Source organism: Burkholderia seminalis, assembly GCF_001718535.1.
Taxonomy (GTDB): Bacteria; Pseudomonadota; Gammaproteobacteria; order Burkholderiales; family Burkholderiaceae; genus Burkholderia; species Burkholderia seminalis.
Window position 1 is genome coordinate 333,461 of record NZ_CP013400.1, and the last position, 20,715, is coordinate 354,175.

The 20,715-nt window shown below is 67.8% G+C and carries 20 protein-coding genes and 1 riboswitch; of the genes, 13 read left to right on the plus strand and 7 right to left on the minus strand.

Annotation, left to right across the window (positions count from 1 at the left end):
- Positions 1–57 precede the first annotated feature (57 nt).
- The 3 genes from WJ12_RS22175 to WJ12_RS22185 all read left to right on the plus strand — a co-directional run bounded on the left by WJ12_RS22175 (position 58) and on the right by WJ12_RS22185 (position 4,018).
- Entirely contained in the window at positions 58–1,173 is a 1,116-nt protein-coding gene (locus WJ12_RS22175) for a polyamine ABC transporter substrate-binding protein (protein ID WP_059559898.1), read from the plus strand.
- Between the two features lie 97 nt (positions 1,174–1,270).
- Positions 1,271–2,854, plus strand: a complete 1,584-nt coding sequence (locus WJ12_RS22180; RefSeq protein WP_059559896.1) for a DUF3138 family protein — start codon at positions 1,271–1,273, stop codon at positions 2,852–2,854.
- Positions 2,855–2,941: 87 nt separating this feature from the next.
- The gene (locus WJ12_RS22185; protein WP_059560103.1) at positions 2,942–4,018 is read left to right on the plus strand and encodes a C45 family autoproteolytic acyltransferase/hydolase; all 1,077 of its coding nucleotides are present in this window, start codon (positions 2,942–2,944) and stop codon (positions 4,016–4,018) included.
- 58 nt (positions 4,019–4,076) lie between these two features.
- Here the strand turns inward: WJ12_RS22185 and WJ12_RS22190 are convergent, their stop codons facing one another.
- The 4 genes from WJ12_RS22190 to WJ12_RS22205 form a co-directional block, all read right to left on the minus strand.
- On the minus strand, positions 4,077–5,456 hold the full coding sequence (locus WJ12_RS22190; RefSeq protein WP_059559893.1) for an MFS transporter: 1,380 nt from the start codon (positions 5,454–5,456) through the stop codon (positions 4,077–4,079).
- Positions 5,457–5,636: 180 nt separating this feature from the next.
- Entirely contained in the window at positions 5,637–6,500 is an 864-nt protein-coding gene (locus WJ12_RS22195; protein WP_059560100.1) for an XAC2610-related protein, read from the minus strand.
- A gap of 45 nt (positions 6,501–6,545) precedes the next feature.
- Positions 6,546–6,914, minus strand: coding sequence for a hypothetical protein (locus WJ12_RS22200; protein ID WP_034188610.1), 369 nt, complete (start codon positions 6,912–6,914; stop codon positions 6,546–6,548).
- A 23-nt stretch (positions 6,915–6,937) separates the two neighbouring features.
- A complete protein-coding gene (locus WJ12_RS22205; protein ID WP_034188495.1) occupies positions 6,938–7,318 on the minus strand; it encodes a winged helix-turn-helix transcriptional regulator in 381 nt (126 codons plus the stop codon).
- A 136-nt stretch (positions 7,319–7,454) separates the two neighbouring features.
- Between WJ12_RS22205 and gstA the strand changes: the two genes are divergently transcribed.
- From gstA to WJ12_RS22235, 6 genes are all read left to right on the plus strand, one after another.
- On the plus strand, positions 7,455–8,087 hold the full coding sequence (gene gstA / locus WJ12_RS22210) for a glutathione transferase GstA (RefSeq protein WP_049035471.1): 633 nt from the start codon (positions 7,455–7,457) through the stop codon (positions 8,085–8,087).
- A 72-nt stretch (positions 8,088–8,159) separates the two neighbouring features.
- Positions 8,160–8,546: a hypothetical protein gene (locus WJ12_RS22215; RefSeq protein WP_034188493.1), complete on the plus strand. Its 387-nt coding sequence runs from the start codon at positions 8,160–8,162 to the stop codon at positions 8,544–8,546.
- 91 nt (positions 8,547–8,637) lie between these two features.
- Positions 8,638–9,930: a TolC family protein gene (locus WJ12_RS22220; protein ID WP_059559891.1), complete on the plus strand. Its 1,293-nt coding sequence runs from the start codon at positions 8,638–8,640 to the stop codon at positions 9,928–9,930.
- Positions 9,931–9,941: 11 nt separating this feature from the next.
- Positions 9,942–11,465 (plus strand): efflux RND transporter periplasmic adaptor subunit, encoded by a 1,524-nt coding sequence (locus WJ12_RS22225; protein WP_059560096.1) that lies wholly within the window; start codon positions 9,942–9,944, stop codon positions 11,463–11,465.
- Positions 11,462–14,668, plus strand: coding sequence for an efflux RND transporter permease subunit (locus WJ12_RS22230; RefSeq protein WP_059559889.1), 3,207 nt, complete (start codon positions 11,462–11,464; stop codon positions 14,666–14,668). Before WJ12_RS22225 ends, WJ12_RS22230 begins: the two co-directional genes overlap by 4 nt.
- Positions 14,665–15,033: a copper-binding protein gene (locus tag WJ12_RS22235; RefSeq protein WP_059559887.1), complete on the plus strand. Its 369-nt coding sequence runs from the start codon at positions 14,665–14,667 to the stop codon at positions 15,031–15,033. Before WJ12_RS22230 ends, WJ12_RS22235 begins: the two co-directional genes overlap by 4 nt.
- Positions 15,034–15,133: 100 nt before the next feature.
- On the opposite strand, the gene WJ12_RS22240 is transcribed toward WJ12_RS22235, so the two are convergent.
- The gene (locus WJ12_RS22240; protein WP_059559884.1) at positions 15,134–16,144 is read right to left on the minus strand and encodes a sodium:calcium antiporter; all 1,011 of its coding nucleotides are present in this window, start codon (positions 16,142–16,144) and stop codon (positions 15,134–15,136) included.
- A gap of 102 nt (positions 16,145–16,246) precedes the next feature.
- Positions 16,247–16,382: riboswitch (yybP-ykoY riboswitch) on the minus strand.
- 116 nt (positions 16,383–16,498) lie between these two features.
- Here WJ12_RS22240 and WJ12_RS22245 point away from each other — a divergent pair.
- The 3 genes from WJ12_RS22245 to WJ12_RS22255 are packed head-to-tail and all read left to right on the plus strand — an operon-like array spanning position 16,499 to position 17,964.
- Positions 16,499–16,774 carry a metal/formaldehyde-sensitive transcriptional repressor gene (locus tag WJ12_RS22245; RefSeq protein ID WP_034188488.1) on the plus strand — a complete coding sequence of 92 codons (276 nt, stop codon included), beginning with the start codon at positions 16,499–16,501 and terminating at the stop codon, positions 16,772–16,774.
- A 12-nt stretch (positions 16,775–16,786) separates the two neighbouring features.
- Positions 16,787–17,776 carry a CDF family Co(II)/Ni(II) efflux transporter DmeF gene (gene dmeF, locus WJ12_RS22250; RefSeq protein WP_049035874.1) on the plus strand — a complete coding sequence of 330 codons (990 nt, stop codon included), beginning with the start codon at positions 16,787–16,789 and terminating at the stop codon, positions 17,774–17,776.
- A gap of 2 nt (positions 17,777–17,778) precedes the next feature.
- The gene (locus WJ12_RS22255; RefSeq protein WP_034188486.1) at positions 17,779–17,964 is read left to right on the plus strand and encodes a DUF1289 domain-containing protein; all 186 of its coding nucleotides are present in this window, start codon (positions 17,779–17,781) and stop codon (positions 17,962–17,964) included.
- A 13-nt stretch (positions 17,965–17,977) separates the two neighbouring features.
- On the opposite strand, the gene WJ12_RS22260 is transcribed toward WJ12_RS22255, so the two are convergent.
- Both WJ12_RS22260 and WJ12_RS22265 read right to left on the minus strand, forming a co-directional pair.
- A complete protein-coding gene (locus WJ12_RS22260; protein WP_059559882.1) occupies positions 17,978–19,387 on the minus strand; it encodes a heavy metal sensor histidine kinase in 1,410 nt (469 codons plus the stop codon).
- Positions 19,384–20,055, minus strand: a complete 672-nt coding sequence (locus WJ12_RS22265) for a heavy metal response regulator transcription factor (RefSeq protein WP_049035872.1) — start codon at positions 20,053–20,055, stop codon at positions 19,384–19,386. The genes WJ12_RS22260 and WJ12_RS22265 overlap by 4 nt, the downstream gene beginning before the upstream one ends.
- A 267-nt stretch (positions 20,056–20,322) precedes the next feature.
- Here WJ12_RS22265 and WJ12_RS22270 point away from each other — a divergent pair, with 267 nt between their 5' ends.
- Positions 20,323–20,667: a hypothetical protein gene (locus WJ12_RS22270; protein WP_059559879.1), complete on the plus strand. Its 345-nt coding sequence runs from the start codon at positions 20,323–20,325 to the stop codon at positions 20,665–20,667.
- Positions 20,668–20,715 lie beyond the last annotated feature (48 nt).

Sequence of the window (20,715 nt, forward strand, 5' to 3'; positions counted from 1 at the left end):
CGGACCGAAGCAACCACCGCTCGCCGGGAGCGGATCACGATACCGACGGAGGAAAACATGGCAGGGGAGTGGAAACGGCATCTGGGGACGGCATGCGCGGCGCTCGCGCTGGGCGGGTTCGCGTGGGCCGGCACGCCCGTCGCGCACGCGGCGGACGTCGTCAACGTGTACAACTGGGGCAACTCGATCGGCAAGGCGACGATCGCGAACTTCGAGAAGGCGACCGGCATCAAGGTCGTCTACCAGGAGTTCGATTCAAACGAGACGCTGCAGGCGAAGCTGCTGTCGGGCACGTCGGGCTACGACGTCGTCGTGCCGTCCGACATCTTCTGGGCGCGGCAGCTGCAGGCCGGCATCTACCGCAAGATCGACCGGAGCCACGTGCCGAACTACGGGCTGCTCGATCCGGAAATCATGAAGGTGCTGGCGAAGGACGATCCGGGCAACCAGTTCGGCATTCCGTGGACGTGGGGCACCGACGGGCTCGGGATGAACGTCGAGAAGGTGAAGGCGGCGCTCGGCAACGATGCGCCGCTCGACAGCTGGTCGCTGCTGTTCGATCCGAAGGTCGTGCAGAAGCTGAAGCACTGCGGCGTGTCGGTGCTCGATTCGCCGGTCGATGCGTTCGGGATGGCGTTCGTGTACCTGAAGAAGGATCCGAACACGACGAACCCGGCCGACTACCAGGCCGCCTATGAGCTGCTGAAGACGGTGCGGCCGTACATCACGCAGTTCAACTCGAGCAGCTACATCAACGATCTTGCGGGCGGCGACATCTGCCTCGCGCTCGGCTGGTCGGGCGACGTGAACTCCGCGCGGATCGCGGCCGCTTCCGCGAAGAAGTCGTATCACATCAAGTACGTGATTCCGACCGAAGGCAGCGCGATGTGGTTCGACATGATGGCGATTCCGAAGGATGCGCCGCATCCGGACGCCGCACTGAAGTTCGTGAACTTCGTGCTGTCGGAGCAGGAGAGCGCGAACCTGACCAACGACACGTCGTATCCGTCGGCCGTGCCGTCGTCGAGGCATCTCGTGCGCGCCGAAGTGACGAGCGACCCGGCCGTGTTCCCGCCCGCCGACGTGATCCGCCGGCTGAGCCTCAGCAAGCCGGTTCCGCCCGATCTGATGCGTCTGCAGAACCGTCTCTGGACGAAGCTGAAGACCGAGTAAGCCGGCCGCCGCCTCCCGCACTCCCGCATACCTTTCGCGCGCCCCGCCGCTGATCGCGGCGGGCGGGGGCGCGCTCGTCCCGACGACCACCCAGAACATGAAGATCAAACACATGACGGCGCTGTGCCTGCTCGCATTCGAAGCGGCTTCGGCGATGGCGCACACGGCGCCGCAGGCGACCGACGCGAGCAGGATGAAGGCGCTGCAGGCGCAGGTCACCGCGCTGCAGCAGCAGGTGAACGAGCTGCGCGCGAGCATGCTGGCGGCGCAGCCTGCCGGCGCCGCACCAACGGCCCATGCCGCCTCGGGCGGCGTGAAGATCGGTTCGATCAGCACGGCGGCGGCCGCCGCGCCGGCCGCCGATTCCGCGCCTGCCTTCACGAACGACGACCTGCAGCAGATGCGCGAGCAGATCGCGAATGCATCGCTGAAGGTCGACTCGCTGCAGGAAGCCGCGACGACCGGCCCGCTCGCGGGCCTGAGCATCACCGGCTACGTCGATCCCGTGTACCTGTTCAACCGCGCGCAGCGTACGTCGGGCTTCCAGTTCCTGAACCACGACCCGGGCGCGTACGATTACTACAACAGCACGATCGGCGACGTCTATCTCGACATCAAGAAGACCTTCGGCGTCGGCCCGATGGCGCCGTCCGCGGAGATCGTGATCCAGCCGAACCGCGGCTTCGGCAACGTGTTCAGCAATTCGCACGGCGGCGTCGGCAACAACATCGTCACGCAGGCGCAGGTCAACGTACCGCTCACCACGACGCGCACGTTCGAGATCGGCATGATGCCGAGCCTCGCCGGTTACGAAGTGCAGCCGTCGAACCAGATGCTCACGCTCACGCACGGGCTGCTGTACGACTTCAGCGAGCCGGGCAACCTGATCGGCATCGGGCTGAAGGGGGCCAACGCGGCGATGACGCGCTTCTGGCAGGTCGTGATCGGCAACGAGGTGCTGCGTACGGCCGGTGCGATCGCGAACGCGGCGAACAACACGACCAAGACCAACTGGACGCCGACGATCACCGCGCGCTTCGACAACGCGACGTCGACGGCCTTCGACTTCGGGATCTCCGGGATGCTCGGCCGGCAGTCGCTGTTCTCGCCGTGCGCGGTGGCGGGCGGCTACGGCTACCAGTGCAACGGCGCGTCGCCGACCGGCTTCTACAAGTACGTGGAAGCCGACATGACCTATACGCACGACAAGACGCAGGTCAACGCGCAGGTCGACTACGGCGAGCTGCAGAAGGGCGCGTGGAACGGCGGCACGGCCCGCTGGTACGGGATGTCGCTGCTCGGCCATACGAAGTGGACGACGTCGTGGGTCGGCCGCATGGGCGCGACGCTGCGCTTCGACTACCTGAACAACACGTCGAACGGCGGCGGCGGCACGAACATCCAGTACGGGCTCGCGGGCGGCAACCCGTCGGTGAACGGCACGAGCGGCTTCGGCATCGATCCGGCGTGCTTCCAGGGCTCGGCGACCAACGGCACCGAATGCAAGGGCGCGCGGCGTTATGCGATCACGGCGGACCTGTTGTTCTATCCGACGCAGCAGATCACCGTGAAGGTCGAATACCGCCACGACGCGGCGAACCATCCGGTGTTCCTGAAGAGCAACGGCACGTACGCGCGCAGCAACGACCTCGCCGGGATGCAGTTCATCTACTCGTTCTGACGGCCGGCGCGTGCCGATTTGTTCGTATAGCGAAACACTTTACGGGCCGCGCCGGCCCGGGTCTCATTCGACACAGGAGGTTTGATCTTGAAGCTGCACACATTCGCGACCGACATCACCGATCCGCATGAGCGGGGCCGTCTGATCGGCGCGCGCTTCGCGCCCGCGATCCGCGATACGGTTGCGCGCTATCTCGCGTTCTTCCCGAAGCTCGGCGTCGAGCCGCAGCGCGCGCGGGCGATCGGCGAAGCGAGCCTCGCCGCGCTCGACGCATGGTGCCCACGCCTGGCCGCCGAAGTCGAGGCGATCGCCGAGGGCGTCGACCTGCCGTACTGGCAGCTCGCGTGCCTGAACGCGCGCACCGAGATTCTCGCGACCGCGCCCGCGTCGGCCGAAGGCGAATGCTCGACGACCGTCTACGCGCCGGCGGGCCCGCACGCGCCGCGCACGCTGCAGACGTGGGACTGGCACGACAGCCTCGCGCCGCAGGGGCTGCTGATGCAGTTCGCGACGCCGCAGGGCCGCACGGTCAAGCTGTTCGCCGAATTCGGGATGCTCGCGAAGCTCGGCGTGAACAGCGCGGGGCTCGGGCTGCACTTCAACATCCTGCATCACGCGAGCGACGACGGCAGCGCGGGCGTGCCCGTGCATGCGATCGCGCGGCGTCTGCTCGAAGAGGCGACGACGGTGCAGGAGGCGATCGAACTCGCGCGCACCGCGCGCGTGAGCGCATCGACGGTGCTGACCGTGTTCACGCGGCACGACGCGAACCCGCGTGCGGCGAGCATCGAACTGAGCCCGTCGGGTGTCGGTGTGGTCGTGCCGCGCCCGGACGGCTGGCTGCTGCACACGAACCACTTCCTCGATCGCGCGTTGAGCGGCGGCGAGTGCATGCCCGACAGTTCCACCACGCGCGAACGCTTCGCGTACCTGAACGAGGTCGTGACGGGCATGACGGGCGCCGATGTGCGCGAACGCGCGGCGGCGATGTGCGGTGCGGCCGGCGACGCGGCCGTCGTGTGTTTCCACCCGGATCCGTCGATGCCCGATACCGAGCGCTGGGAAACGCTGCTGACCGTCGGCATCGATACCGATGCGTGCGCGCTCGACTATGTGGCCGGCAATCCGCACGATCTCGCGCGCGACGGGTTCATGCGGTTCTGACGCGGCACGCGGACAGCGGCAAGGCCGGGACGGCTCGTATGGGCCGCCCTCGTGACGCTCATGCGTCGATGCGCTCGACCTTGCCGACGAGCAGCCCGTACGACAGGCTGCCGGCGAGCGCCATCGCGGCGATGTAGGTGATCGCGCGCGAGAAGTCGGCGCCGTCGACCAGCAACCCGATCACGATCGGCGTCGCGATCGCGGACAGGTTGCCGATCAGGTTGAAGACGCCGCCCGTGAGACCGAGGAGCCGCGCGGGCGCGAGCCCCGATACGAGCGACCACGTGATCGATGCGAAGCCGTTGCCGAAGAACGCGATCGTCATGAACGCGATGACCCAGCCCGTCGACGACACGTAGTTCGCGCCGATGATGCAGGTCGAGACCAGCAGCCCCGAGATGATCGGCAGCTTGCGCGCGAAGCCCTGCGACGCACCGCGGCGCGTCAGCCAGTCCGACAGCACGCCCGAGCACAGCACGCCGACGAACGCGGCGAGGAACGGCAGCGATGCGAGGAAGCCCGACTTGATGAAATCCATCCCGCGGTATTTGACGAGGTAGGTCGGGAACCACGTGAGGAAGAACCACAGCGTCGAGTTCAGCGCGAACTGGCCGAGGTAGATGCCCCACAGCTTGCGTCGGCCGAGCACGACGCCGAGGTCGCGCCACGTCGACGGCGCGCGTTCGCTGCGTGCCGCGACACGGTCCTCCAGATCGACGAGCCCGCCGCCGTCGCGGATCAGCGCGATCTCGGCCGCGTTGACGCCGCGAAACGCGCGCGGCTCGCGATATACCGCATACCAGATCGCGGCCCATGCGATGCCGGCGAGGCCCGTCGCGACGAACACCATGTGCCAGCCGAGGTGCACCTGCAGCCATGCGAGCACCGGCGTGAGGAACGCGAGGCCGACGAATTGCCCCGACGTGTAGCCGCCGATCGCACTTGCGCGTTCGCGGGTCGGGAACCACGTCGTGACCACACGGTTGTTGATCGGGTAGGCTGGCGCTTCCAGCGCGCCGACCGCGAGACGCAGCACGATCAGCCCGACGAACGAACCCGCGAAGCCGAGCAGCAGCGTGGCGGCCGACCACAGCGCAAGCGCGCCCGCATACAGGACGCGCGGCGATACCTTGTCGACGAGCCAGCCGCCCGGAATCTGCATCAGCGCGTAGGTCCAGCCGAATGCGGAGAACACCAGGCCCGCGCGGACCGGATCGATGTTCAGTTCCTTGAACAGCGCGGGTGCGGCGATCGACAGGTTGCTGCGGTCGAGATAGTTGATCACGACCGTGACGAACAGCAGCGCGAGGATCAGCAGGCGCTTGCGGCTCGGCTGGGTGGTTGCGGTTGAGCGGGGCGTGGATTCGGGGGTGGTACCGCCATGCGCGGTCGAGCGCTCAGGCGGGGTTGCATGGGTGCGTGACGCGGATTGGGCCACGGTCGTCTCCTGTGTTCTCTGCCCGGCCGGCGCCCGCGAGCGGGGCGGCCGAATCGGATGGCGTTGGGGCGAACGTTAGAACCGTGGCGCGATGCGCGTCAACATTTGGACAGGTATCCCTATTAATGGGATGTTTGGCGTTCAGTATGTGGGAAAGGGCGGTGCGTGTCGCGTCGTGCGTCAGTCGGCCATCGCTTCCTTCGCCCTGACCCAGCCCTGCACCACACCCGCGTGCGGATTGCGATACCGCACCTTCAGCCACTGAAAATCATCGCTCGCATCGATCACCTCCACCGTGTCGCCCGCGACGACATAACGGCGCGTGGGCGCATCGATCATTGCGTCGTGCAGTGGCAGGCGCGCCGGACGCACCTTGAACGTCACGTTGCCGCCGCCATACGCCTGCGGTCGGCGCGACACACGCTTGCCGTGCTCGTCGTAGGTCAGCAGCATCGACGCCGGGCCGTTGTCGTCGTCGAGGAACGTGCGCAGGTCGTCGGGTACCGCTTCGCTGGACTGGTACAGATACATCTTGCCGGCGGTGTCGAAACGGTACGCATCGGTGTACCAGATCGGCCCGCCACGGCACGAACTGTACAGCGTGCGCTCCTTCGGTTTTGCATCGACATTGATCAGCTCGTCGCAACTGCCGTGCGGCAGGTTGCCCGCCGGCATCGAAAGCGGCGCGAACTGCTGGCGCGCGGCATCGTACAGGTAGATGCCGTAGCTTTCGTTGACCATGCCGAGCAGCGCATGCACCGCGAGATCGCGGTGGCCGTCGAAGTTGTAGTCGTCGGTTGCGAGGTGATAGTGGCCCTCCTCGTCGGTGGCCGTGACGTCGAGCGTTTGCGTTTTCCCGCTCGGCAGGAAGCGGACCGTGATGCGCGCGCTGTCGGCGCGTTCGACGCGGGCCGTGACGGTGTCGTCGACCTTGAACGTGAGCAGCGGCTTGGCCGCATGCGCGGCGGGGGCGATCGATGCGCACGCGGCGAGCAGCAGCGCGGCGACGCGGGGAAGCGGGCGGAGCCGCGGCGAGTGCGTCACGAGCGGGTGCCGGAGCGAAGCGAAGGGGCGCATGCGGGCAGCCGGTCAGCGTTGCGTGCTGTCGTCGCGATAGCCGCTCTTGCCGACGAAGATCTCCTTCAGCGCGGCGCGCAGCGTGACCGGATCGTACTGGCCGGGCGCGAGATGGATCACGTAGCGCGTGTGGCCGTCGAGCCGCGCGGCGATGCCCGGTTCGATCTCGACGTCGATCGCATCGTCGGTCAGGCGCACCGACAGATCCTTGACGCGCAGGTTGACCTGGTCGCGCACCATCACTTCGATCAGCGCGTCGTCCGGAAAGCGCGACAGCGCGAAGCAGTAGTCCTGCTCCGCATCGTGACAGTAGAGGTTGGCGAAGCTTTCGTCGTCGTCGAGGTCGGACGTCGCCGCGCCGACGGTAGCGTGAAGTTCCATGAACGTCGGTTCCTGCATGAAGATTATCGGAGGGAATGCATGCGTGTTTCGATCGTGGCCGCGGTGTCGGGCGTCGGATCCGCCTGCTCGTCGCGCGCCTTCAGCCACAGCCCGAACTCGCGCATGACTTCGACGACCGGCCGCAGCCGGTCGCCGTCCGCGGTGAGATCGTACTCGACGCGCACCGGCACTTCCGGATAGACGGTCCGCTTCACGAGTCCCGCATCCTCCAGCGCGCGCAGGTCGAGCGTCAGCATGCGCTGCGAGATGCCCGGCATGTCGCGGCGCAGGTCGCTGAAGCGCCGCGGCCCGTCGAGCAGATACGACACCAGCAGCAGCCGCCAGCGGCCGCCGAGCAGGCGCATCGCTTCTTCAACGGAACATCCTGTCGCACTCGTTTTCATCGTGCTGAACCCTGGTCGGTAAATTTTTTGTGACTACGGCACAAACGACTGCCGTCTTCCCAGCCGTGCGCCGATGCGAGATATTAGCGCCCGCGTCGCGGCGAATCGATACCTGGACTACCCACGAAGGATACGCATGAAGCTCTATCACGCTCCCGGCAGCTGTTCGCAGGCGATCTGCATCGTGCTGCGCGAAGGCGGCATCGACGCGGAGATCGTCAAGGTCGACGCGCGCAAGCACGTCGTCGAAGACGGCCGCAACTACTACGACGTGAACGAACTCGGCTACGTGCCGCTGCTCGAACTCGACGACGGCACGATGCTGCGCGAAGGGCCGGTGATCGCGCAGTATCTCGCGGACCAGCGCCCGGAAGCCGCGCTCGCGCCGGCCCATGGGACGCTCGCGCGTTACCGGCTGATGGAATGGCTCAACTTCCTCGGCACCGAGATCCACAAGGGCTTCATCCCGTTGCTGTATGCGGTGCAGGCGGGGAAGTACGTCGAGCCCGTCCGGCAGAAACTCGACGGCCGCTTCGCATGGATCGACCGCCAGCTCGACGGCCGGACGTTCGTGACCGGCGACACGTTCACGGTCGCCGATGCGTACCTGTTCGCGCTGACCGGCTGGGGCAAGGCCGACTGGATGCGCTCGGTGTACAACGCGGATATCGACCTGAGCCGCCATGCGCATCTGCGCGCGTGGTACGAGCGCGTGCGCGCGCGGCCGGCCGTGCAGGCCGCGCTGGCGGCGGACGGCCTGCTGAAGTGAGGCGTGGCGGCGCGTCATTCTGCCGTAGCGATGCGCCGCCACGCAGCGACCGGCCGGGATATAATCGCGGCCATGAAACTGCTTCGGACCTTCATCCTGCTGCTGCTGTGCGCGGTGCTGCCCCTCACTGGGCTGGCAGCCAGCGGCCTGACCGGTGAATGTCCGATGCAGCACACGATGTCGACGGATCCGGATACCGGCATGAACCTGGCGATGTCCGCCGGCATGAGCGGCTGCGATTCGATGCAGCCGTCATCCGCCGATCACGCGAAGGCCAAAGCCAAGGGCGCGGCCTGCAAGGTGACGGCCGAATGCCAGTTCGGCAGCCTCTATCACCCGGTCGCTCGCGTCGACGTCAGCCGTCCCGCCGCATTCGCGAGCACGATCGTCTTCCATTACACGCAGTCCGTCCCGGCCCGCGACCCGAACGGGTTGTGGCGCCCGCCGCGCATCAACTGATCCCGATCTGACCGGTTCACCGCGCACGCGGTGAGGTTCGTCCTGTGCGCAGGACGTGGAATCCTTTTGGGTTCCGACCTGGGGTTACACCATGTCATTCGATTTCAGCACGCCGCGTACGCGGCGTGCGTGTCGGCGCGCGCCCGTACTGTGGGTCGCGCTGCTGGCGGCGGGCGCCGTTCATGCGCAGCAGTCGCCTGTCACGCTGGACGCCGCGCTGCAATCCGCGACCGATCATTCCGCTTCGATGCAGGCCGCGCAGGCTTCCGTGCTCGCGCGTTCCGAAGCGGCCGTCAAGGCCGGCCAGTTGCCCGACCCGATGCTCAAGGCCGGTATCGACAACCTGCCAGTCAATGGCGGTCAGCGCTTCACCGTCGGCCAGGACTTCATGACGATGCGCCGCATCGGCATCGAGCAGGAGTGGGTGTCCGGCGACAAGCGGCGGCTGCGCACGGCACTTGCCAACGAGCAGGTCGGCCGTGAGCGCGCGGGCTATCTCGCGCAGCTCGCCATCGTGCGCCAGCAGACCGCGACGGCTTGGCTCGACGCCGTCTACGCGAAGCAGGCGCTCGCGCTTCAGCAGGCGCTGCTCGGCCACATGAATCACGAACTCGACGCCACGCAGGCGTCGTATCGCGGCGCGAAGGCGGGTGCCGGCGATGTCGTGCAGGCGCGCGCGATGCTCGCGCAAACGCAGGATCAGGTGCTCAAGGCGCAGCAGGCATACCGCACCGCGCTTGTCGTGCTGGCCCGCTGGACGGCCGTTCCGGCGGCCGACGTGACGGGGGCGCCGCCTGCACCGGAATCCTTCGTGTCGTCGCTGCCGCCGGACGAACTGCGCCTGTCGCAGCCGGCGCTCGTCGCCGCGGCCGACGACATCGCGGTGGCCGAAGCCGACACGGCGGTCGCGAACAGCGAGCGCAGCCCGAACTGGACATGGGAGATCGCGTACCAGCAGCGCGGCGGCGCGTATTCGAACATGGTGTCCGTCGGCGTCTCGATCCCGCTGCCGCTCAATCGCAAGAACCGCCAGAACCGCGACGTCGCCGAGAAGGCCGCCCTCGAGACGAGGGCGCGCCTGATGTACGAGGACACGCTGCGCCAGGTGCAGGCCGATATCCGTACGCAATCCGAGGCGCTGGCGAGCGGCCGCGAACGCATCGCGAACCTGAGCGCCGCGCTGCTGCCCGCCGCCGACCAGCGCGTGCAGCTCGCGATGGCCGCGTACCGGGCCGGCACGGGGGCGCTCGCCGATACGTTCGCCGCGCGGCGGGCGCAACTCGATGCGCAGTTGCAGGTGCTCGATCTCAGGCGCGACGTGTCGCGGACCTGGGCGCAGCTCGAATATCAGGTCGTGCCGTCGGCGCTGGCCGCCGCGCAGTGAAGGAGAACACCATGAACAAGCAAGCACTCGCACGCGCGGTGGTGCTGACGTTCGCCGGCGCGGCGCTCGGCGGCGCCGGCTACTTCGCGGGCGTTCGCCATGCGGCGGGCGGCGCGGCGACGGCCGCCCCGGCCGCTGCCGCGCCGTCCGGCACGCAGGATCCGCAAGCGGCACGCAAGGTGCTGTACTGGCACGACCCGATGGTGCCGAACCAGCATTTCGACAAACCGGGCAAATCGCCTTTCATGGACATGCAGTTGCAGCCCGTTTATGCGGACGAAGAGGGCGCCGCACCGGGCATCCGGATCGATCCGGGCCTGCAGCAGAACCTCGGCATCCGGTATGCGACCGTGCGGCGCCAGCAGACGGCCGCCGGCTTCGACGCGGTGGGCACGACACAGTTCGACGAATCGCGCGCGGACGTCGTGCAGTCGCGCGTCACCGGCTATATCGATCGCCTGTACGCGCGTGCGCCGATGCAGCGCATCGAGAAGGGCGCGCCGGTCGCATCGCTGTTCGTGCCCGACTGGCTCGCGCCGCAGGAGGAATATCTCGCGCTGAAGCGCGGCGGGATGGACGGCAGCCTGCTCGATGCGGCGCGCGCACGCATGCGGGCGCTGTCTATTCCGGACGGGATGGTCGCGGCCCTCGAGCGCACCGGCCGTGCGCAGACGCATGTCGTGCTCACGGCGCCGGAAACGGGTGTCGTGAGCGAGCTGAACGTGCGTGACGGCGCGATGGTGGCACCCGGTCAGACGCTCGCGAAGATCGCGGGGCTGTCGACGCTGTGGCTGATCGTCGAGGTGCCGGAAGCGCTCGCGCTGACCGTGCAGCCGGGGATGTCGGTCGACGCGACGTTCGCGGGCGATGCGGCGCGGCACGTCAGCGGCCGCATCCGCGAAGTGCTGCCCGGCATCGGCACGGGCAGCCGTACGCTGCAGGCGCGCGTGGAGATCGACAACGCGTCGCTGAAGCTCACACCCGGCATGCTGATGCGCGTGCGCGTAGCCGCGAAGGATACGGTGTCGCGCCTGCTCGTGCCGTCCGAGGCCGTGATCGCGACCGGCAAGCGCACGATCGTCATCGTGAAGAACGGCGACGGCCGCCTTCAGCCGGTATCGGTCACGACCGGCAACGACGTCGGCGGCGACACGGAAGTGCTCGACGGGTTGCACGAAGGCGACACGGTCGTCGCGTCGGGCCAGTTCCTGATCGATTCGGAAGCCAGCCTGAAAAGCGTGCTGCCGCGGCTCGAACGCGCGTCGGAGGCAGGTACGGCCGCATCGTCCGCTGCGGCGACCGCGCCGGTCTACGAAACGACCGGCAAGGTCGAGAAGGTGACGGCCGACGACATCACGTTCTCGCATCAACCGGTGCCGGCGCTCGGCTGGGGCGCGATGACGATGGCGTTCGGCAAGCCGTCGGCCCGGGCGTTTCCCGACGTGAAGCCGGGTCAGACCGCACGGTTCGCGTTCATGCAGACCGACGACGGCTACCGGCTAACGAAGGTCGAGCCGCAGGGAGGCGAACGATGATCGCGCGCGTCATTCTCTGGTCCGTCCGGAATCGCTTCCTGGTGCTGCTGGCCACCGTGCTGATCGCCGCGTGGGGTGTTCATTCGCTGCGGCAGACGCCGCTCGATGCGTTGCCCGACCTGTCGGACACGCAGGTGATCGTGAAGGCGTCGTATCCGGGCAAGGCGCCGCAGGTCGTCGAGGATCAGGTCACCTATCCGCTGACGACGACGCTGCTCGGCGTGCCGGGCGCGACGACCGTGCGCGCGTACTCGTCGTTCGGCGATGCGTTCGTCTACGTGCTGTTCGACGACCGCACCGATCCGTACTGGGCGCGCTCGCGCGTGCTCGAATACCTGAGCCAGGTGCAAAGCCGCCTGCCGGCCGGCGCGACCGTGTCGCTCGGGCCGGATGCGACCGGCGTCGGCTGGGTGTACGAGTACGCGCTCGTCGATCGCACCGGCCGTCACGATCTCGGGCAACTGCGCGCGCTCAACGACTGGTTCCTGAAGTTCGAGCTGAAGGCCGTGCCGGACGTCTCGGAAGTCGCGAGCATCGGCGGCATGGTGCGCCAGTACCAGGTCGTCCTCGATCCCGATAAGTTGCGTGCCTACGGCATCACGCAGGCGGCGGTCGCGGATGCGCTCGGCAAGGCCAACCAGGCATCCGGCGGCTCGGTCGTCGAGCTGGCCGAGTCGGAGTACATGGTGCGTTCGTCCGGCTACCTGCGCACGCTCGACGACTTCCGCCGCGTCGTGCTGCGTACCGACGACGCGGGCACGCCGGTGCTGCTCGGCGACGTCGCGCACATCCAGGTCGGCCCGGCGATGCGGCGCGGGATCGCCGAGTTGAACGGGCAGGGCGAGGTGGCGGGCGGCGTCGTCGTGATGCGCTCGGGCAAGAACGCCCTGACGACGATCGACGCGGTGAAGGCGAAGCTCGCCGGCCTGAAGCGTTCGCTGCCGCCCGGCGTCGACATCGTCACGACCTACGACCGATCGCAACTGATCGAGCGCGCGGTCGGCAACCTGAAGGACAAGCTGATCGAGGAATTCGTCATCGTCGGGATCGTCTGCGCGGTGTTCCTGTTCCATCTGCGCAGCGCGTTCGTCGCGATCCTGTCGCTGCCGCTCGGCGTACTGGCCGCGTTCATCGTGATGCGTTACCAGGGCGTGAATGCGAACCTGATGTCGCTCGGCGGGATCGCGATCGCGATCGGCGCGATGATCGACGCGGCGATCGTGATGATCGAGAACGCGCACAAGCATCTGGAAGCGTACGACCACGCGCATCCGGGCGAGCCGCCGACCGCCGCGCGCCGCTGGGAGCTGGTCGCGGCGTCGGCCGCGGAAGTCGGGCCCGCGCTGTTTTTCTCGCTGCTGATCATCACGCTGTCGTTCGTTCCAGTGTTTTCGCTGGAAGGGCAGGAGGGCAAGCTGTTCGCGCCGCTGGCGTTCACGAAGACCTACACGATCGCCGCGGCCGCCGGATTGTCGGTGACGCTGGTGCCCGTGCTGATGGGCTATCTCGTGCGCGGCCGCATTCCGCACGAGCACGCGAACCCGATCAACCGCGTGCTGATCCGCCTGTACCGGCCGCTGCTCGAGGCGACGCTGCGGCGCCCGTGGTTCGCGATCGGTATCGCGGTCGTCGCGCTCGTGCTGACGGCCGTGCCGTTGTCGCGGCTCGGCAGCGAATTCATGCCGCCGCTCGACGAAGGCGACCTGCTGTACATGCCGACCGCACTGCCGGGCATCTCGGCCGACAAGGCGGGCGAACTGTTGCAGCAGACCGACCGGCTGATCAAGACCGTGCCCGAGGTCGACACGGTGTTCGGCAAGTCGGGCCGGGCCGATTCGGCCACCGATCCCGCGCCGCTCGAGATGTTCGAGACGACGATCCGCTTCAAGCCGCGCAGCACATGGCGGTCCGGCATGACGCCGGAGAAACTCGTCGACGAACTCGACCGGACGGTGAAGGTGCCGGGCTTGTCGAACGTGTGGGTGCCGCCGATCCGCAACCGGCTCGACATGTTGTCCACCGGGATCAAGACGCCGGTCGGTGTGAAGATTTCCGGGCCGGACCTGGCAGGCATCGACGCGATCGCGACGCAGGTCGAGGCGGCCGTGAAGCGCGTGCCCGGCGTGACGTCCGCGCTCGCGGAACGGCTGAACGGCGGCCGCTACATCGACGTCGATATCGACCGGCTCGCGGCCGCGCGCTACGGATTGTCGGTGGCCGACATCCAGTCGGTCGTGTCGTCGGCGGTCGGCGGCGACGATGTCGGCGAAGTGGTCGCGGGGCGGGAGCGTTTCCCGATCAACCTCCGCTATCCGCGCGAGATCCGCGATTCGCTCGAGAACCTGCGGCAACTGCCGGTCGTCACCGCGCGCGGCGCGCAGATCCGCCTCGGCGATGTCGCGCGCATCGGCATCGCCGACGGGCCGCCGATGATCCGCAGCGAGAACGCGCGGCTGTCCGGCTACGTATACGTCGATCTGCGCGGCGTCGACCTGAGCACGGCCGTCCGCGCGATGCAGCAGGCCGTCGCGCAACAGGTCGCGTTGCCGCCCGGCTATTCGATCGCGTGGTCGGGCCAGTTCGAGTATCTCGAACGCGCGGCGGCGACGCTGCGTACCGTGGTGCCCGTCACGCTCGTCGTGATCTTCGTGCTGCTGCTCCTCACGTTCGACTCGGTGGCCGATGCGCTGCTGCTGATGTCGACGGTGCCGTTCGCGCTGGTCGGCGGCTTCTGGCTCGTGTGGGCGCTCGGTCATGCGGTGTCGGTCGCGACGTCGGTGGGCTTCATCGCGCTGGCCGGCGTGGCCGCCGAATTCGGCGTCGTGATGCTGCTGTACCTGAAAGGCGCGCTTCAGCGCCGGCTCGACGGCGGCGAACCGCTGACCGATGCGCTGCTGCTCGACGCGATCCGCGAGGGCGCGGTGCTGCGTGTGCGGCCGAAGGCGATGACGGTCGCCGTCGTGCTCGCCGGTCTCGTGCCGATCATGGTCGGCCATGGCGCCGGCTCCGAAGTCATGCAGCGCATCGCCGCGCCGATGGTCGGCGGCATGGTCACGGCGCCGCTGCTGTCGATGTTCGTCATTCCCGCCGCGTGGCTCCTGCTTCAGCGCCGTCGTGCGTACGGCGCGGGCCGGGCGCGGCATTCCGATGCAGTTCCTTCCGGCACGAACGTGCCACCCATCCCAACTGGAGAATCACGATGAAGATGAATCAATTGATCGCCGCCGCAACCGCCGTTGTCGCGCTCGGCGCTGCCGCCGTGCCGGCGTTTGCCGCCGGCGAGATGTCGGGCATGGACATGTCCGGCATGAAGATGGCGCCGGACGGCGCGGCCGATTCGCATGCCGCGCTGACCGACGCCGAGGTGAAGAAGGTCGATGCCGCGAGCGGCAAGATCACGCTAAAGCACGGCGCCCTCGACAACGTCGGGATGCCGGCGATGACGATGGCGTTCAAGGCGAAGGATGCGGCGATGCTCGCGCACGCGCAGGCGGGCGACAAGGTCAAGGTGCGGATCGAGAAGGTCGACGGCACGCTGACGATCGTCAAGCTCGTCAAGGGTTCCTGACCGTCGTCGGCAGGTGCGGCGGTCGCCCGCATCTGCGCAGTGAAGCGCGCCGCGCCGACGTGTCCGTCGGCCGGCGCGCCCGGTCCACGCATCGGCGCATTCAGCGCGTCAGCGTCAGGACCAGATACCCCGCATACCCCGCGCCGTTCGCGAGCAGTGCCCAGATCGCGAGCCCGCGCGTCCGCGCGTTGACGCGCAGCCACGCGGCCGCCGCGAGCGTGATGATCACGCCGGTCAGCACTTCGGGGCGCGGCTCCCACGGCGTCAGCATGATGCCGATCGCCGGCAGCAGCGTGCCCTGGAACACCATCGCGCCGGTAATGTTGCCGAACGCGAGCGTGTCCTTCCTGCGGCGGATCCACAGCACGCTGTTGACCTTCTCCGGCAGCTCCGTCGCGATCGGCACGATGATCAGCGACAGCAGCAGCGCCGAGATGCCGAGCGCATGCGACACGCCTTCCACGCCGTGAATGAAGCCCTTCGCCCCGCCGACCAGCAGCGCGACGCCGATCAGCAGTTGCAGCGCGATCGTCGCGAGGTTGGTCGGCAGGCCCGCGCGCGACAGGAACATCGCATGCGGCGCCTCGGTGCCGTGCCCGGCATCGACGAGCCGGGTCGACGCGCGGAACGTCACCACGACGTACATCACGTAGAGGCCGACGAGCATCGCGGCGAGCAGCGCGCGCACGGCCCAGTTGTGATGCGGGACGAACATCGCGGCGGTCGCCAGCGAGAACGCGGCGAGGAAGTAGTTCATGTCGCGCACGAAGCCCGTGCGTTCCGGCGCGATCGTGCCGCGCAACCCGCGCGAGCGGATCACGGCGAGCGTCATCAGGAACGTGGTGAGCGTCGCGAGCATCAGCGGCGCGCCGAGGATCGCGCCGACGCCGATTTCCTCGTTCACGGCCTGGTTCGCGGTGCCGCCGGCCAGCGCGAGCAGCGGCACCATCGTTTCGGGCAGCGCCGTGCCGACGGCCGCGAACAGCGAACCGGTCACGCCTTCGGAAATCTTCAGGCGTTCGCCGAGATGTTCGAGCGCATTGGTGAAGACTTCGGCCGCGACGAGGATGACGATCAGCATGAACGCCAGTTCGAGGAACATGAACGTCATGCGGCACCTCCGCGGGCAACGGTGGCGTATGGGGAGAGAGCGGGGAGGAACATGGGGACTCCGTGGTCGGACGCTGACGAACCATGGCGCATCCGCCGCCGTCCGACCAGGAACGACGCGACGCGCCCATGGTCTCGCCAAGCCGATCAGGCCGAACGCGCCACGGCCGCAGGCCGAGTGTGTTGACGCGTTCGCTTTCCGGGGGACGGAAAGCAGGCTACTCCCCAAAGACGAAGGGCAGTCTAGCCGAGCGGGTTGCTTTCGACAAGCCTTCATCTCGAAAAAATATCTCCCTCCACCCTATGGGGAAACCGTCGTGGAGATATACTCCCCTACCCTATACAGGAGCCATCGATGAGTCATACCGTTCGCGACAAACAGAAGCTGCTGAACCGCGTGCGCCGTATCAAGGGTCAGGTCGAGGCGATCGAGCGCGCGCTCGAGGACGAGCGAGGCTGCAACGATGTGCTGCAGCAGATCACGAGCTGCCGCGGCGCGATGAACGGCCTGCTGGCCGTCGTGCTGGAAGACCACATCCGGTCGCATCTCGTCGACGCGGACACGCCGGACGCGCATGAAGGCAGCGCGACCGAGCAGCTCATCGACGTCGTCCACAGTTATTTCAAGTAACCGGATCGGAACATGAGCAAACTCGAGGGGAGTGCCGCCGACGGCTGGCACAGCCATGCGTTTCTGGGCGCAGCGCACGCGCGGAACGAGCGGAAGACCTGGATGGTCATCGGCCTGTGCACGGCGATGATGATCGCCGAAATCGTCGGCGGCACGCTGTTCGGCTCGCTGGCCCTGGTCGCCGACGGGCTGCACATGTCGACGCATGCGGGCGCGATGCTGATCGCGGCGCTGGCCTACACCTACGCACGCAGGCATGCGGACGATCCGCGCTTCGTGTTCGGCACCGGCAAGCTCGGCGATCTGGCCGGGTTCACGAGCGCGATCGTGCTCGCGATGATCGCGCTGCTGATCGGCTACGAGGCGATCGCGCGCCTTCTGTCTCCGGTGCCCATCCATTTCGGCGAAGCGATTCCGATCGCGGTGCTTGGGCTCGCGGTGAATCTCGCCAGCGTGTGGCTGCTGAGCGGCGATCATCATCACGGGCATGGTCATGCGCATGTCCACGATCACGACCATGACGACGCGCATCACGCGCATCACGACCACGGCTCGCTCGCGGCGGCGCATCGCGACCACAACATCCGGTCCGCCTACGTTCACGTGATCGCCGACGCGGCCGTGTCGGTGCTGGCCATCGTCGGCCTGCTGCTCGCGCGGGCGTTCGGCTGGGTCTGGATGGATCCGCTCGCGGGGATCGTCGGCGCGCTGGTGATCGCCAACTGGGCCTACGGGCTGATGCGCGACACGGGCGGCATCCTGCTCGACGTCAACGTCGATCGCAAGCTGACGGACAACGTCCGCCGCGCGATCGAGGCGCTTGGCGACAAGGTCAACGATCTCCATGTGTGGCGCGTGGGCCCGGGGCACATGAGCGCGATCGTGTCGGTCGAAACCGGCGATACCGCGCGCGATGCGCGTTTCTACCATGCGCTCGTCGCGCGCTTCGACGGCGTGTCCCACGTGACCGTCGAAGTGACGACGCGTGCGAAGGCGGCCTGATCATGGCCGTGAAATCGCCGTGTATCGACCTGTGCGCGTTCGACGGCCGGACGGGCTTTTGTGCCGGCTGCCTGCGCACGCGCGACGAGGCACGCGACTGGAAGAAGATGACCGATCACCGCCGGCACCAGATACTGAATGACCGGTCGCGCCGCGAGGCGAAGCTGCGGCGCGGAACGGACGCGTGAGCGGGCGGGCGGATCACCCGTCCGTGCCGCGCGGAAAATAAAGCGCGAACGTCGTGCGCCCGTCGCGGCTCGCGACCTCCACCTTGCCGCGATGCAATTCCATGATCGACTTCACGATCGCGAGCCCGAGCCCCGCGTTGCGCGCCGCGCCGTGCCGCGACGAATCGATGCGGTAGAAGCGCTCGAAGATCCGTTCGACCTGTTCGGGCGGAATCGCGGCGCCGCGATTCGTGACCTCGACGACCGCATCATTCCCTTGCACCGAAACGGCCAGTTCGATCGCCGACGCGACTTGCGCGTGTTCGAGCGCATTCGATGCGAGGTTGCTCACCGCACGCCGGAACAGCGTCGCGTCCGCGACGACCGGTGCTTCGCCGCGCACGTCGATGCGCACGCCGGCTTCGTCGGCCAGCGCCTGGAAATACGACGCGAGCCGGCGCAACTCGCTGCCGGCGTCCAGCTCGGCGGTTTTCAGGTGCTGACGCGCATTGTCGGTGCGCGCGAGAAACAGCATGTTCTCGATCATCCGCTGCAGCCGCTCGCATTCCTCGATGTTCGAATCGATCAGCGTTTCGTATTCCTCGGTCGTGCGGGCACGCGACAGCGTGACCTGCGACGAGCTGATCACGTTCGCGAGCGGCGTGCGCATGTCGTGCGCGAGATCGGACGAGAACTGCGACAGCCGCACGAACGCGCGTTCGAGGCGGTCGAGCATCCGGTTGACCGACGTCGCGAGTTCGCGCAGCTCGACGGGGCCGCCGCGCGCGTCGAGGCGCGCGTTCAGGTTGTGCGCCTCGATGCGCGACGTCTGCCGGCCGAGGCTCTCGACCGGGCGCAGGCCGCGCGATGCGACCGCGTAGCCGAGTGCGCCGACCAGCAGCGCGCCGACGGCCGCCGCGAGCCAGATGTCGACGCGATAGCTTTCGAGCAGCGACTGGCGATCGGTCGCCGTGCGTGCGAGCGCGACCTGGATCGCTTCGCCGGACGGCAGCGATGCACGCGCATACACGCAGCGGGACGTGCCGATGCCGGATGGCGAGCAGGAGAACGGCCCGGCGGCGCCACCGGCTGGAAGCGGTGCCGTGATTACCGACGCCAGTGTGTTGCCGGCCGCGTCGGAGTGCTCGACGAGCGGGCGGTCCTGCGCATCGTAGATGCCGAGATAGACCCCCGGGTGCGACAGCAGCACTTCATGAAACACGGCCGGATCGGCGCGCAGCGCGGCTGTCGATCCGCTCGCGTGCGCGAGCTGCAGGAACTGGTTGAGCTTGCCGGAGATCTCGATGTCGTCGCGCCGCGTGAGCTCGGCGGACAGCGAGCGGTACAGGTATGCGCCGGTCAGCGCGAATACGAGCGCGGCGACGACGGCGAACGCGAGCGTCAGGCGCCGCAGCAGCGAATACGAAGCCGGGCTCGCGCTCACGAGCGATCCTCGAGCACGTAACCCATGCCACGGATCGTGTGGATCAGCTTCTTCTCATATGCGTTGTCGATCTTCGCGCGCAGCCGCTTGATTGCCGCATCGACGACGTTCGTGTCGCTGTCGAAATTCATGTCCCAGATCTGCGACGTGATGAACGTACGGGTCAGCACTTCGCCTTCGCGTTCGGCGAGCAACTGCAACAGCGCGAATTCCTGCGCGGTCAGGTCGATGCGGGTGTCGGCGCGCCGCACGCGGCGCTTGAGCAGGTCGACCTCGAGATCGGCAACGAGCAGGATGTCGCGCGCGTTGCGCGGCGCGCGGCGCAGCAGCGAGCGGATGCGCGCGAGGAATTCGGCGTACGCGAACGGCTTGAGCAGGTAGTCGTCGGCGCCGAGTTCGAGCCCGGCCACCTTGTCCTCGATCGCGTCGCGGGCCGTGAGCAGCAGCACGGGCGTCTGCTTCTGCGCACGCAGCCGCCTGAGCACCTCGAAGCCGTCCAGCGCCGGCAGCATCACGTCGAGCACGACGAGGTCGAAATCCTCGTGCAGCGCGAGGAACAGCCCGTCCTGGCCGTTTTCCGCGATGTCGACCGTGTAGCTCGCCTCCATCAGCCCCTTGCGGAGGTACGACGCCATCTTGGGTTCGTCTTCGACTATCAGTATCCGCATGGTGGGGCAGGCTGTCCGTATTTCCAGCCGGTCAGTGTAACGCCTGAGCTTAAGGGGCCGCGCGTGCGCGAACGATGACCGCCGGATGACGGGATTGTCATGCATCGCCCAGGCGCCGCGTCACCCGCGTTTCATGAAAATCCGGTCATGTTTCGGCCATGTCGTCGTCACCGCGGCGGCGATAACCTGCAGCCGTCTTGTCCCCGGAGCGCGCCGTCGCGGCGCCGCGCCGGCCCAACCGGTCGTTGCCTGCCCGATTCCGCATCCATGTCGTATTGGCGCAAATTTCTCGTCGTCGTGCTGCTGGCGCTGAGCCTGCCGATCCAGTCGTTCGCGGCTGTGTCGATGCAGTGCGCGGGCGCTGCCGTCATGCCGGCGGAGGCGGCCCCGCACGCGCAGGAGGGCCATCACGATCATGACGGTCACGCGCGGCATGCGTCGTCGTGTTCCGCGTGCGTGTCGTGCTGCTTCGGCACGGGCATGTCGGGTGCCGGGGCGGTGCCCGCCGTCACGAGCGTCGGCGTCGCGATCGCCGCGCCTCCCCCATCGGCCGGCGGCGAGTCGTTCCTGACCGGCGGCATCGACCGGCCGCCTCGCGCGATACCCGTCTAGTCCCCGCCCGTGGCCGACAGGCCACGACCTGCAATTCACGCTGGCGGC